Raw genomic sequence first — 14,411 nt, forward strand, 5'->3', positions numbered from 1 at the left:
GCGGCCTTCGCCGACCACTCCGGGTTCACGTAACCCTTGGCACCCACGAACGGGTTGTCCACCCGCACGCCACAGTTCGACGTGCACGGCGGGGTGCTCGTCGTAGGCCCGCCGGTCGTCGGGCCGGCGGTCGTCGGGCCGGCGGTCGTCGGACGGGCGGAGGTCGGAGCGGCAGACGTCGGACGGGCAGACGTCGGGCCGGCGCTCGTCGGCCGGGCGGAGGTCGGGCCGGCCGTGGTGGGACCCGCGGTCGTCGGCGTCGGGCCGCCGTTGCAGGCCACGCCGTTGATCGTGAACGCGGTCGGCGAGCTGTAGCTGCCGCTCCAGCGGCCGTTGAAGCCGACGTTCGTCGAGGCCCCGGAGGCGAGGCTGCCGTTGTAGGACAGGCTCGTGCCGGTGATCGCGGTGCCGGACGACGTCCAGTTGGCCGACCAGCCCTGGGTCAGCGACTGCCCGCTCGGGAGCGTGAACCTCAACGTCCACGACGTCAGCGCGTCACCGGTGTTCTTGATCGTGATGTTGGCGGTGAAGCCGCCGCTGCTGGGGCTCTCCGTCCAGGGGTTCGCCGCGTACGTCACGTTGCACGCGGTCGCCGCGGTGGCCGGCAGTGCCGGGAGCACGGCGATGCCAGCGATCGCGAGTCCACCCACCGCCAGGACGGCCGTCCTGCGTCGCCGTAGGCGACCCAAGGGGAATCTCATCTCTCGTCTCTTTCTCACTGGAAGCGCTTCCGGCCGGAACGGGTCCGGAGGCATCGACTGTCCTGAGCGTCTGCGCCCGGACATTGAGTGTCAATCGCGCTGAGCTGTATCTCGATCAACAACGGCACGATCGGCTGTCCAACAGGACATTTGGAAGCGCTTCCAACTGAAAGTCCCAGCCCCGATCAAGGGTCGCCGTGGCGTCGCGGCCGCTCAGAGCTGTGGGACACTCGTCGGGGAGAGGGACCGGTCAAGCAATGGCGACAGAAATCCCCCGACGGCAGCCCACACTCGACGAGGTGGCGGAACGAGCGGGTGTGTCCAGGACCGCGGCGTCGCGGGTCATCAACAACGCCCCGCACGTCAGCCGGGCCAAGCGCGACGCCGTGCACAAGGCGATCCGGGAGCTCGGCTACACCCCCAGCCGCACGGCGCGGGCCCTCGCCACCCAGCGCACCGGCGTCGTGGCGTTCGCCCTGTCCGGCGACGACCCGGCCCTCTTCGCCGACCCGTTCTTCGCCCAGGTCATCGTGGGCATCTCCGCCGCGCTCGAGGAGACCGAACTGCACCTGCTGCTGTGCCTGGCGGCGTCCGACCGGGGCCAGGGGCGGTTCAAGAACCTGCTGCGCACGCGCGGGGTCGACGGGCTCATGGTCATGGCGCTGCGCGGCGACGACCCGTTGGACCGGATCGTCGCGGAGTCCGGCCTGCCGGCCGTCTACGGTGGACGGCCGCTGCACGGGGAACCGTCCTGGTACGTCGACTCGGACAACCGCGGCGGCGCCCGGATCGCCACCGAACACCTCATCGGCACCGGACACACGCGCATCGCCGCGATCACCGGCCTGCCGGACACCGAGGTCGGCCAGTCCCGCCAGCGCGGGTTCGCCGAGGCGATGGCGCTCGCGGGTCTGCGCCCGTACGCGGTCGAGACGGGCGACTTCACCGAGGCGAGCGGCGCCGCGGCCATGACGGCGCTGTTGGCCGCCCGCCCCGACCTGGACGCGGTCTTCGCCGCCAACGACAACATGGCGGCCGGAGCACTTCGCGTCCTGCGCGACCGCGGGCGCCGGGTGCCTCAGGACGTCGCCGTCATAGGGTTCGACGACCTGGCCATCGCGTCGCACACGCAGCCGCGCCTCACGACGGTCCATCAACCCGTGCAGGCGCTCGGCCGCGAGATGGCCCGCATGCTGATCGCTCTCCTGGGCGACGAGAAGCCGAGCCCGCTCATCCTGCCGACCAGACTGGTCGTCCGCGACTCCACCTGACGCATCGACATTTCTGCATTGCGAAAGACTCGCTGGAAATTGTTATATGGCGGGGATCCAATTAGTCCGCGTGCCCGGTTAAGGAAGTTTCACGCGCCCGACAAGGCGTCCACCAATCTATTTCACACGCTCGTGACCTGCTGATATGTGGAATACATCAGGTGACGTGGATGCCTGAGTGCGTGAGGCGTACTGAATCGGTTTTCTTGAGCGCCGCACGCCTCTGTGGCAGCCTCCGCACACGTCAATGCGTAGGACTGACCGCCGCCTGAATTGTTAACGCTCACACGCAGCCCCCGGCGATGTGACGCGGTCGCGGTCGACGAATCCACAACGCTCACTCATCAACTGCGAGGGACCGTTATGTACGCAGCAGGACCCGCACACCTCACCGCCAGGTTCCGACGAGGACTCGCCATCGCGGCCAGCGTCCTGTCCCTCGTCGGGCTGGTGGCGGTCGTACAAGGGGTGGCCAGGGCCGACAACCCCATCGTCCAGACCATCTACACCGCCGACCCCGCGCCGCTGGTCCACAACGGCCGGGTGTACCTCTACACCGGACACGACGAGGACAACTCGACCTGGTTCACGATGAAGGAATGGCGGGTCTGGTCGTCCGCCGACATGGTGAACTGGACCGACCACGGCTCGCCGCTCAACATCGCCAGCTTCAGCTGGGCCAGCAAGGACGCGTGGGCCGGCCAGGCGATCTACCGCAACGGCAAGTTCTACTGGTACGTGCCGATGACCGTGCGGGCGACCGGCCAGATGGGCATCGGCGTCGCGGTGTCCAACAGCCCGACCGGGCCGTTCACCGACGCGATCGGCCGTCCGCTGGTCAGCAACGGGCAGATCGACCCGACCGTGTTCATCGACGACGACGGGCAGGCCTACCTGTACTGGGGCAACCCCGACCTGTGGTACGTGAAGCTGAACGCGGACATGACCTCGTACTCGGGCAGCCCGACGAAGGTCCAGCTCACCACCTCGGGATTCGGCGCCCGTACCGGGGACGCCAACCGGCCCACCCTGTTCGAGGAGGGCCCCTGGTTGTACAAGCGCAACAGCCTGTACTACATGGTGTTCGCCGCGCGCTGCTGCTCGGAGTTCATCGCGTACTCCACCGCGCCGACCGCGACCGGGCCGTGGACCTACCGTGGCACGATCATGCCGACGCAGGGGTCCAGCTTCACCAACCACGCCGGCATCATCGACTTCAACGGCGGGTCGTACTTCTTCTACCACAACGGCGCGCTGCCCGGCGGCGGCGGCTTCACCCGCTCGGTCGCGGTGGAGAAGTTCTCCTACAACTCCGACGGCACGATCCCGACCATCACCATGACGACCAACGGCGCCCCGCAGGTCGGCACGGTCGACCCGTACGTGCGCCAGGAGGGCGAGAGCATCGCATTCTCGTCCGGTGTGGAGACCGAGGCCGCGAGCGAGGGCGGCCGCAACGTCAGCTTCATCGACAACGGGGACTGGATCAAGGTCAAGGGTGTCGGCTTCGGCACCGGCGCCTCGTCGTTCACGGCGCGGGTGGCCTCCGGCACCAGCGGTGGCCGCATCGAGCTGCGGCTCGGCAGCGCCACGGGCACGCTCGTGGGCACCTGCACGGTATCCGGCACCGGCGGGTGGCAGACCTGGACCAGCGTCTCCTGCCCGGTCTCGGGCGCCACCGGAACGCAGGACCTGTACCTGCGCTTCACCGGCGGCAGCGGCTCCCTGCTCAACCTCAACTGGTGGCAGTTCACCGGCAGCGGGACCACGCCGACCTCCGCGCCGCCGACGACCGCGCCGCCGACCACCCGCCCGCCGACCAGCGCGCCCCCCACGAGCGCGGTGGTCACGACGAGCGCCGGGGTCACGTCGCGCTCGCCGTCGGTGCCGCCGACGACGCCCGGGACCGGTGCCTGCACCGCGAGCTACCGGACCACCAACAGCTGGTCCGGCGGCTTCCAGGGGGAGGTGACGGTCACCGCCGGCAGTGCCGCCGTCAACGGTTGGACCGTCCGGTGGACCCTCGGCTCCGGTCAGACCATCACGCAGGTCTGGAGCGGCGTGTTGACCACCAGCGGCTCGACCGCCTCGGTCGCCAACGCCTCCTACAACGGTTCGTTGGCCGCGGCCGGCTCCACCACGTTCGGCTTCCTCGCCAACGGGACCGCCACGACACCGTCCCTGACCTGCACCAGCCCATAGCACCCGCGCGGCTGCTCGTCGGGCCACAGCGGCCCGACGAGCAGCCGCCTGCCGCAAGGAGTCCAGATGACAAGACGACGATCGACCGCAGCGACGGTCGCGGCCATGGCACTGCTCGTGGCGGCGACCGGAGCGCTGGTGCTGAAGGAGGTCGTCGGCGGACCCGCGCCCAGCGCGTACGCGGCGACCGCCGGCTGTGGAAAGGCACCGACGCTGACGAGTGGCCAGCGCACGATCACCAGCAGCGGCAAGAGCCGCAGCTACATCCTGAGGATCCCCGACAACTACGACATGAACCGCCCGTACCGGTTGATCTTCGGGTTCCACTGGCGGGGAGGTACCGCGAACGACGTCGACTCGGGCGGCACCGACGGCTACAACTGGTCCTACTACGGGCTGCGGGCGCAGGCGAACAACAGCACGATCTTCGTCGCTCCGCAGGGGTTCAACAACGGCTGGGCGAACTCCGGCGGCGAGGACCTCACCCTGGTGGACGACCTGGTCGCGCTGCTCCAGTCGGGCCTGTGCGTCGACACGACGCAGCTGTTCGCCCTGGGCTTCAGCTACGGCGGCGGCATGAGCTACGCGATCGCGTGCGCCCGGGCGACGGTCTTCCGCGCGGTGGCCGTCTACTCCGGCGCCCAGCTCAGCGGGTGCAGCGGCGGCAGTCAGCCCATCGCGTACATGGGGCTGCACGGCCTCGGCGACAGCGTGCTGAGCATCTCCAACGGGCGGTCGCTGCGCGACCGGTTCGTCCGTAACAACGGTTGCACCGCGCAGAACCCGCCAGAGCCGACGCAGGGCAGCCTGTCGCACCGGGTCACCACCTACTCCGGATGCCGGTCGGGCTACCCGGTCGTGTGGGCGGCGTTCGACGGCGGCCACACCCCCGGACCGATCGACGGATGCTCCTGCGACGGCTGGCGCACCTGGACGAAGGACGAGGTCTGGAGGTTCTTCACGCAGTTCTCCAGCGGCTCCTCGACCCCGCCCACGACCAGCGCGCCCGGCACCTCGCGGTCGCCGACCAGCGCGCCGGCCTCGTCGCGCCCACCGACCAGCGCGCCGGCCTCGTCGCGCCCGCCCACAACGCCGTCGTCCGGCACGTCGTGCACCGCGACCTACCGCACGGTGAACTCGTGGTCCGGCGGCTTCCAGGGCGAGGTCACCGTGACCGCCGGCAGCGCGGCCGTCAACGGCTGGACCGTCCGGTGGAGCCTGGCCAGCGGCCAGAGCGTCACCCAGGTCTGGAACGGCACGATGAGCGCCAGCGGTTCGACCGTTGCCGTCGCCAACGCCTCGTACAACGGGTCGCTGGCGCCGAGCGGGTCGACGACGTTCGGGTTCCTGGCCAACGGCACCCCGTCGAGTCCCGCGCTGACCTGCTCCAGCCCGTAGGGCGATCAACCGGTATAGCCGGCAAATAATTCACGAAAACCGTTACCAGCCCTCTGCGCAGCGAGTCGGAATTGGAAACTCGTCCCCGTTTTCCATCGCATCAACGCCGCGCAGAGGCGCTGGCTGAGGGTCGAGACAAATAGGAAGCGACCTATTGAACGGTCGCGGGCATTCTGGCAGGCTCCTCGGTCATCAGACGTCATACCTCCATAGGCCGGCGCCGCCGGAACCGGTTGTTAACGCTAACAACGGCGCCGGCCTATGGACGAACCGTCGTCCCTGACTGAGCTTCTTCCGAGAGGACCTGTCATGCGCTCATCCACCTCAGGGATCAGCCGCCGACGGCTGCTCGCGGCGGCCGGGATCACCGGAGCGGCCGCGGCCAGCGGCGTGCTGCGGGCCACCGCGGCCGCCGCGACCGTCGGCCCGAGCAGCTACACCGCCACCTGGTCGTCCGTGAACCAGCACCCGCCCGCCGCGGAGTGGTTCCAGGACGCCAAGTTCGGCATCTACTACCACTGGGGCGCCTTCAGCGTCCCCGCGTACGGCAACGAGTGGTACCCGCGCAACATGTACAACAACGGCTCAGGCGAGAACAACCACCACAGGAGCGTGTACGGCGACCCCTCGGTCTGGCCGTACCACAACTTCATCAACGGGGCCCGCGACCGGGCGGGCAACTGGGTGCAGTTCGCCCCGAGGCTCCGGTCAGCCGGCGGCAACTTCGACCCCGATGAGTGGGCGCAACTGTTCGTCGACGCGGGCGCGAGGTTCGCCGGACCGGTGGCCGAGCACCACGACGGGTTCTCGATGTGGAACTCGAGCGTCAACGAGTACAACTCGGTGACCCGGGGGCCGCGGCTCGACCTGCTGCGCCTGCACGCCGACGCCATCCGGGCCAAAGGGCTGCGGCTGCTCGTCGCGATGCACCACGCGTACAACTTCACCGGGTTCTACCAGTGGGTGCCGCAGCAGTCGGACGCCAGCCTGCGCAAACTCTACGGCCAGCTCGGCACCCCGGCGGAGTACCAGCTGTGGCAGGACAAGCTGCGCGAGATCGTCGACGGCTACCAGCCCGACATCATCTGGCAGGACTTCAACCTGCACACCATCCCGGAGTCGTACCGGCTCAACTTCCTGGCGTACTACTACAACCGGGCGGTCGCCTGGAACTCCGACGTCGTCGCGACGTACAAGGACGGGTTCAACAACCTCGGCGAGGTGTTCGACTACGAGCGGGGCGGGCCGGCCGGACTGCAGACACCGTACTGGCTCACCGACGACAGCATCTCCAGCTCCAGCTGGTGCTACACGGTCGGCATCGGCTACTACTCGCTCAACCAGATGCTGCACTCGCTCATCGACCGGGTGAGCAAGAACGGCAACATGCTGCTCAACATCGCGCCCATGGCCGACGGCACCATCCCGGGCGGCCAGCGCGGCATCCTGCTCGGCATCGGTGACTACCTCAAGCGCTTCGGCGAGTCCATCTACGCCACCCGCGCCTGGTCGGCCTTCGGCGAGGGACCGACGCAGATGGGCGGCGGGTCGTTCACCACGCCACGCGCCGGGACGGCGCAGGACATCCGGTTCACCCGCAGCAAGGACAACCGCGTGCTGTACGCGACCGTGCTGGGCTGGCCGGGATCGACGCTGAACATCACCACCCTCAACGCGAACCGGATCAACCTGAACTCGCTGACGTCGGCGCAGCTGCTCGGCTCGGCGGCCGGCACCTACCTCGACCTGCCCAACCGGACCCAGGACGGCAGCGGGCTGCGGATCACACTGCCGTCGAGCGCCCCCTTCAGCGCGCCGGCGTACGTGGTGAAGCTGACGTTCTCCGGGACGATCCCGACGCTGGGCGCCGGCAGCATCACCGGCTACGTGCGGATCGCGAACGCGACCACCGGCCTGGTGCTCGACAGCGGCGGCAACGTCGCGTCGGGCGCGGTGCTCAAGCAGTGGAACTGGGACGGCAGCACGAACCTGCAGTGGCAGCTCGTCGACCTGGGCGGCGGCTACTACCGGATCGTCAACCGGACCAACGGGATGGTCGCCGACAGCTGGGGCAACACCGCGAACGGCGCCAACGCCCGGCAGGCGCCGTGGAACGGCGGCAACAACCAGCAGTGGCGCCTGGTCAACCTGGGCAACGGCCGCTACCAGCTCATCAACCGGGGCACGAACACGGCCCTGGACGGCATGGGCAACGGCACGTCCGGCTCGACGGTGTGCATGTGGACGCCCAACAACAGCACCAACAACCAGTGGACGATTACGGCGGTGTAGGCATGACTTCCTCAAATGTGCGGCGCCTGTCGCCGCTTCTCGGCGCGCTGCTTGTCACCATTCTCGCCGGCGGCGTGGCGCTGTCGACCGGCCACGGCGTCGCGTCGGCCGCGACCGTCGGCGTACCGACGCCGATCGTCGGCGGTCAGTCCGGCCGCTGTCTGGACGTGCCGAACTCCACGACGGCCAACGGCACCCAGACGCAGTTGTGGGACTGCGGCGGCCAGTCCGGCCAGTCCTGGACGTACACCTCCAACAAACAACTGCAGGTGTACGGCAACAAGTGCCTGGACGCGTCCGGCCGGGGCACGACCAACGGCACCCAGGTGATCATCTGGGACTGCAACGGGCAGACGAACCAGCAGTGGAACCTCAACACGAACGGCACCATCACCGGGGTGCAGTCGGGGCTGTGCGTGGACGCCAACGGCGCGGCCACCGCCAACGGCACGAAGATCATCCTCTGGTCCTGCAACGGCCAGACGAACCAGCAGTGGACCCAGGTGACGGGCACCCCGACGTCCGGGCCGCCCACGTCGCCCCCGCCGGCCGGCTCGGGGCCGTGCGACATCTACGCCTCGGGCGGGACGCCGTGCGTGGCCGCGCACAGCACCACCCGGGCGCTCTACCGCACGTACGCCGGGAACCTCTACCAGGTCCGGCGGTCGTCGGACAACACGACCCGCAACATCGGCGTGCTCACCGCGGGCGGCACGGCCAACGCCGCCGCGCAGGACTCCTTCTGCGTCAACACCACCTGCGTCATCACGGTCGTCTACGACCAGTCCGGGCGGGGCAACGACCTGTGGTACCAGGGTTCGAGCGTCGTGCCCGGCTCCACCTCGAGCAGGCCCGCGACGGCCACGTCCGAGTCGCTGACCGTCGGCGGCAACAAGGCGTACTCGCTCTACATCAACCCCGGCAACAGCTACTGGCGCGACGGGCACCTGACCGGGGTGCCCACCGGCGCGGCGCCCGAGGGCATGTACATGGTGACCAGCGGGACCCACGTCAACGGCGGCTGCTGCTTCGACTACGGCAACAGCGAGACGACGCGGTCGGCCGACGCCGCCGGGGCGATGGACGCCATCAACTTCAGCACCCAGTGCTGGTTCGGCGGCTGCTCCGGCTCCGGGCCGTGGGTGCAGGCCGACCTCGAATGGGGCCTGTACTCCGGCGGCAGCCAGTCGTGGAACTCCAACCAGCGCGCCTTCACCAGCAAGTTCGTCACGGCGACGCTCAAGAACAACGGCACGACCCGGTTCGCCATCAAGGGCAGCAACGCCCAGTCCGGCAGCCTCTACACGCTGTGGGACGGCTCGCTGCCCCCGGGATACAGCCCGATGAAGAAGCAGGGCGCGATCATCCTCGGCAGCGGCGGGGACTGCTGCAAGCCCGGCGGCGGCGCCAACCTCAGCGCCGGCACCTTCTACGAGGGCGCCATCGTCGCCGGCTACCCGTCCGACGCCACGGAGAACGCGATCCAGGCCAACGTCGTAGCCGCCGGCTACCGCTGACCACCACCTCTCGTCCACCTCAGGAGATTCGATGTTCCGACCCCTTACCCGCACGAGGCGCCGGGTGGTGATGGCCGGCGCCACCGCAGCCGCCGTGATCGCCGCGGGCGTCGTCGTGGCGCTCGCCTCGCCCGCCTCGGCGGTCATGGCCACGATCTACGCCGCGCCGAACGGCACCGGCACCACCTGTACGTCCGCCGAGCCGTGCTCGCTATCCGCCGCGCAGTCGGCGGTGCGTGCCATCAACAGCAACATGTCCGACGACATCGTCGTCCAGTTGGCCGACGGGGTGTACCGGCCGTCGGCACCGCTGCGGTTCACCGCGGCCGACTCCGGGACCAACGGTCGCACCGTGAGCTGGCAGGCCGCCCCGTCGGCGCGGCCGGTGATCAGCGGCGCCCGCGCGGTCACCGGATGGTCGGTGGCCGACAGTGGACGCAACATCTGGCGGGCCAACGTCGGCACCGGCGTCGACCCCCGCCAGCTCTACGTCAACGGCAACCTCGCGACCCGGGCGCGCACCCAGCTCAACCGCGCGGACTTCACCTTCAACAGTTCGGGCATGCGGTTCACCAACGGCGCGCTGAGTTACCTCAACAATGTCGCCAACCAGAACCGCGTCCAGGTGGAGAGCGTCAACTCGTTCACCGACCGGTACGTCTCGGTGCAGAGCATCAGCGGCGGCCAGATCACCATGCAGCAGCCCGGCTGGAGCAACAACACCTTCGGGTACGACGTCTTCAACTACCCGCACCGGGCCGGGCCGCTCTACATCATCAACGCGTACGAGTTCCTGGACTCGCCCGGCGAGTGGTACCTCAACACCGGCACCGGCACGCTGTACTACATCCCGCTGTCCGGCCAGAACATGAGCACGGTCAGCGTGGAGATGCCGGTGCTGCAGTCGCTGGTCGGCGTCGGTGGCACGTACGACGCGCCGGCGCACCACATCGCGTTCTCCGGTATCACGTTCACCGGCACGAGCTGGCTCGGCGCGAGCAGCAACCAGGGCTACGCCGACCAGCAGACCGGTTCCTACATCGCCGGCAACTGGAACTGGCCGAGCTTCGGGTCGTGCAACGAGGGCTGCGAGCAGTTCGAGGCCGCCCGGCCGAACTGGAGCCAGATGCCCGCCGCGGTGCAGGTCTCCGCCGCGAACAACATCACCTTCACCAACGACCAGTTCGTCAACCTGGGCCAGACCGCGATCGGCATCGGCAACGACGCCAACGCGCACGCGAGCGGCGTCGGCCTGGGCGCCAGCAACATCACGGTCAGCCGTTCGGAGATCGCCCGCAACGTGGCCGGCGGCGTCGTGATCGGTGGCGTGCGCGCCGACGCCCACCACCCGAGCGACCAGCGGATGGTCAACCGTGACATCACGGTCAGCAACAACCGCATCCACGACCTCGGTCTGGAGTACCGGGGCGTCGTCTCGGCCTTCACGACCTACGTCACCAACGCCACCCTGTCGTACAACGAGATCTACAACATGCCGTACACCGGCATCTCGCTCGGGTACGGCTGGGGCGCGAACGACGCCGGCGGCAGCAACCACTACGCCAACCGGGGCCTCTACAAGTACCAGCCACGTTACTCGACGGCGACGACCGCGTCGAACAACCGGCTCATCGGCAACTACATCCACGACGTCATGCAGCAGATGACCGACGGCGGCTGCATCTACACCCTGTCCGCGAACCCGAGCGGGACGATCCGCGACAACTACTGCCTGCGGACCAACGGCTGGTTCGGGCTCTACTTCGACGAGGGCTCGCGCTACTACACCGCCACCAACAACGTGTTCTCGTCGACGGGTACGTGGGCCACGGCCAACTACTACTACGCCGAGAACATGGGCAACTTCACGGTCACGAACAACTGGAGCACGAACGGCAGCACCAACGTCACCAACGGCGACCGGGGCAACGTCGTCTCCGGCAACGTGACGGTCTCGAACAACAACTGGCCGTCCGGGGCGCAGACCGTGATGTCCAGGGCCGGCGTGCAGCCGATCACGTCCGGCCCACCCACGTCCGGCCCACCCACGTCCGGCCCACCCACGTCCGGTCCGCCGGCTGGTGGTCGCCAGCTCGTGGGCAACCAGTCGGGTCGGTGCGTCGACGTGCCGAACTCCACGACGGCCAACGGCACCCAGGTGCAGCTGTGGGACTGCAGCAACCAGTCCAACCAGTCCTGGACCTACACGTCCAACAGGCAACTTCAGGTGTACGGCAACAAGTGTCTCGACGCCTCCGGCCGGGGCACGACGAACGGCACCCAGGTGATCATCTGGGACTGCAACGGCCAGAACAACCAGCAGTGGAACCTCAACTCCAACGGCACCATCACCGGCGTGCAGTCGGGGCTGTGCATGGACGCCAACGGCGCGGCCACGGCGAACGGCACGAAGATCATCCTCTGGTCCTGCAACGGGGGGACCAACCAGCAGTGGACCCTTCGGTGAGGACGGACGCATGAGATCTCAACGTGGCGGCGCCCTGCGCCGTCTGGTAACGCTCTTCGTGGTGGCCGCGACGGCCACCGTCGGGGCGGTCGTGGCGGCCGCGCCGGCCGAGGCCGCGACGGCGATCACCATCAACGGCTCGTCCGGCGGGCGGGTGTTCGACGGCGTCGGCGCGATCAGCGGCGGCGGCGGGAACACGCGGCTGCTCATCGACTACCCCGAGCCGCAGCGCACGCAGCTGCTGGACTACCTGTTCAAGCCCGGCTACGGCGCGGCGGTGCAGCTGCTCAAGCTGGAGATCGGCGGCGACACCAACACGACGTCCGGCGCCGAGCCGAGCCACGAGCACACGCGCGGCGTCGTGAACTGCAACCGTGGGTACCAGTGGTGGCTCGCCGCACAGGCCCGCTCGCGCAACCCCAACATCAAGATTGTCGGCCTGACCTGGGGTGCCCCCGGCTGGATCGGGAGCAACTTCTGGACCAACGACGCCATCACCTACCTGGTGCACTGGCTGGGTTGCGCAACCTCGCACGGGCTGACCATCGACTATCTCGGCGGTTGGAACGAGAAGGGCTTCAACACCACCTGGTACAAGAACCTGCGCTCCACGCTCAACTCGAGCGGGTACTCCGGAGTGAAGATCATCGCCTCGGACGACTTCGGCTGGGGCGCCGCCGACGAAGCGTTGCGCGACCCGGCGTTCGGTCAGGCCGTGGCCGTCTACGGCTCGCACTACGTGTGCGGCTACCGCAGCGCCCAGACCGACTGCCCCAGTTCGGGCAACGCCATCAACAGCGGCAAGCCGCTGTGGGCCAGCGAGAACGGGTCCGACGACTACAACGCCGGCGCGAACGCGCTCGCCCGGGGTATCAACCGCGGGTACATCGACGGGAAGATGACCGGCTACATGAACTGGCCGATCATCGCCGCCATCACGCCCAACATCCCGTGGGCCACCATGGGCGTGGCGGTCGCCCCGCAGCCGTGGTCGGGCTACTACTCGATCGGCAAGAACGCCTGGGTGATGGCGCAGACCACGCAGTTCACCGCGCCCGGCTGGCGGTATCTGGACTCCTCCAGCGGGTACATCGGTGGCAGTAAGAACAACGGCAGCTACGTGTCACTGCGGTCGCCGACCGGCGGCGACTACAGCACCATCATCGAGACGATGGACGCGGGCGGCGCGCAGACGCTCAACTTCACCGTGACCGGGGGCCTGTCGCAGGGCACCGTGTCCGTCTGGTCCACGAACGTGCGGTCCAACAACCCGGCGGACCACTTCGTGCGCAGCGCGGTCCTCACGCCGTCCGGCGGTGCCTTCTCGCTCACCGTCCAACCCGGCTACGTCTACAGCATCACCACGACGTCCGGGCAGGGTAAGGGCACGGCGACCAGCCCCGCGCAGGGGACGCTGCCGCTGCCCTACAGCGACACGTTCGACAGCTACGCGGTCGCCAGCGAGGCGAAGTACCTGATGGACGCGCAGGGTTCGTTCGAGATCGTGGCGTGCGGCGGTGACCGGTCCGGTCGGTGCGTGCGGCAGATGTCGGAGCAGGCGCCGATCAGGTGGACCTCGGGGTCGGCCGAGCCGTACACCCTGCTGGGTGACCTGAGCTGGACCAACTACACGGTCTCCTCGGACGTGCTGCTGGAGAAGTCCGGCTACGCGCAGCTCATCGGCCGCGCCGCCGTATACCAGTTCCAGTCGCCGGGCAACCTCAACGCCTACTACCTGCGGGTCAACAGCAGCGGGGCGTGGTCGATCATAAGCAACAACACCAGCGGCAACGTGCGCACGCTGGCCAGCGGCAGCGTCGCCGCGCTGGGCACGGGGCGTTGGCACACGCTGGCGCTGAGGTTCAGCGGCGCGAGCATCGCCGCGACCATCAACGGCACCACCGTCGGCACCGTCACCGACTACACGTCGGGTGCCGGTCAGGTCGGCTACGCCACCGGGCAGGGCATCACCGCTCAGTTCGACAACCTGACCGTGACGCCGGGCAGCGGCGGCAACACGGGTTCCAGCGGCGTCCTGCGCGGGGTCGCGTCCGGCCGGTGCCTGGACGTGCCGAACGCCAGCCAGAACGACGGTACGCAGCTGACCATCTGGGACTGCAACGGCGGCAGCAACCAGCAGTGGACAGCCACCTCCAGCAACCAGCTGATCGTGTACGGCAACAAGTGCCTGGACGTTCCCGGGCACGCGACCACCGCCGGCACCCGGGTGCAGATCTGGACCTGCAACGGCGGCGCGAACCAGCAGTGGCGGCTCAACTCCGACGGCACCGTCGTCGGGGTGGAGTCCGGGCTGTGCCTGGACGTGACCGGCGGCGCGACCGCCAACGGCACCGCGGTCGCGATCTGGACCTGCAACGGCGGCAACAACCAGCGCTGGAGCCGCAGTTAGGCCGGAATAAGCACGCTCTGAGAATGCCGGGGCGGCCCCTACCCAGGGGCCGCCCCGGTCCCGTGCGGAGCGGCGGACCCCGTCGGGGGCCCGCCGCTTCTCGGTCGTACTTATGGGCTGGTGCAGGTCGGCGACGGGGTCGACGGTGAACCG

The 14,411-nt window shown here is 68.8% G+C and carries 8 protein-coding genes; 7 read left to right on the top strand and 1 reads right to left on the bottom strand.

Annotation, left to right across the window (positions count from 1 at the left end; all coding sequences use genetic code 11):
* The coding region (locus ABD211_RS19285) for a cellulose binding domain-containing protein (protein ID WP_344133566.1) at positions 1-701 on the bottom strand (701 nt) is incomplete at its 3' end.
* A gap of 257 nt (positions 702-958) precedes the next feature.
* On the opposite strand from ABD211_RS19285, the gene ABD211_RS19290 reads away from it, so the two are divergent.
* From ABD211_RS19290 to ABD211_RS19320, 7 genes are all read left to right on the top strand, one after another.
* Entirely contained in the window at positions 959-1,972 is a 1,014-nt protein-coding gene (locus tag ABD211_RS19290) for a LacI family DNA-binding transcriptional regulator (RefSeq protein ID WP_344133569.1), read from the top strand.
* Between the two features lie 363 nt (positions 1,973-2,335).
* Positions 2,336-4,174, top strand: coding sequence for a family 43 glycosylhydrolase (locus ABD211_RS19295; protein ID WP_344133572.1), 1,839 nt, complete (start codon positions 2,336-2,338; stop codon positions 4,172-4,174).
* A gap of 66 nt (positions 4,175-4,240) precedes the next feature.
* Positions 4,241-5,572, top strand: a complete 1,332-nt coding sequence (locus ABD211_RS19300; protein WP_344133575.1) for a CE1 family esterase — start codon at positions 4,241-4,243, stop codon at positions 5,570-5,572.
* Positions 5,573-5,881: 309 nt separating this feature from the next.
* Positions 5,882-7,864, top strand: a complete 1,983-nt coding sequence (locus ABD211_RS19305; protein WP_344133577.1) for an alpha-L-fucosidase — start codon at positions 5,882-5,884, stop codon at positions 7,862-7,864.
* A 2-nt stretch (positions 7,865-7,866) separates the two neighbouring features.
* Positions 7,867-9,381, top strand: coding sequence for an arabinofuranosidase catalytic domain-containing protein (locus ABD211_RS19310; protein ID WP_344133580.1), 1,515 nt, complete (start codon positions 7,867-7,869; stop codon positions 9,379-9,381).
* 31 nt (positions 9,382-9,412) lie between these two features.
* Positions 9,413-11,848 (top strand): RICIN domain-containing protein, encoded by a 2,436-nt coding sequence (locus ABD211_RS19315; protein ID WP_344133583.1) that lies wholly within the window; start codon positions 9,413-9,415, stop codon positions 11,846-11,848.
* 10 nt (positions 11,849-11,858) lie between these two features.
* The gene (locus ABD211_RS19320) at positions 11,859-14,258 is read left to right on the top strand and encodes an RICIN domain-containing protein (protein ID WP_344133586.1); all 2,400 of its coding nucleotides are present in this window, start codon (positions 11,859-11,861) and stop codon (positions 14,256-14,258) included.
* Positions 14,259-14,411 lie beyond the last annotated feature (153 nt).

The sequence above is a fragment of the Luedemannella flava genome, from assembly GCF_039528515.1.
Taxonomy (GTDB): domain Bacteria; phylum Actinomycetota; class Actinomycetes; order Mycobacteriales; family Micromonosporaceae; genus Luedemannella; species Luedemannella flava.

Bases quoted from the DNA above. Each gene is read 5' to 3' on its own strand.
- ABD211_RS19290 (WP_344133569.1), top strand. From the start codon at position 959: ATGGCGACAGAAATCCCCCGACGGCAGCCCACACTCGACGAGGTGGCG.
- ABD211_RS19295 (WP_344133572.1), top strand. From the start codon at position 2,336: ATGTACGCAGCAGGACCCGCACACCTCACCGCCAGGTTCCGACGAGGA.
- ABD211_RS19300 (WP_344133575.1), top strand. From the start codon at position 4,241: ATGACAAGACGACGATCGACCGCAGCGACGGTCGCGGCCATGGCACTG.
- ABD211_RS19305 (WP_344133577.1), top strand. From the start codon at position 5,882: ATGCGCTCATCCACCTCAGGGATCAGCCGCCGACGGCTGCTCGCGGCG.
- ABD211_RS19310 (WP_344133580.1), top strand. From the start codon at position 7,867: ATGACTTCCTCAAATGTGCGGCGCCTGTCGCCGCTTCTCGGCGCGCTG.
- ABD211_RS19315 (WP_344133583.1), top strand. From the start codon at position 9,413: ATGTTCCGACCCCTTACCCGCACGAGGCGCCGGGTGGTGATGGCCGGC.
- ABD211_RS19320 (WP_344133586.1), top strand. From the start codon at position 11,859: ATGAGATCTCAACGTGGCGGCGCCCTGCGCCGTCTGGTAACGCTCTTC.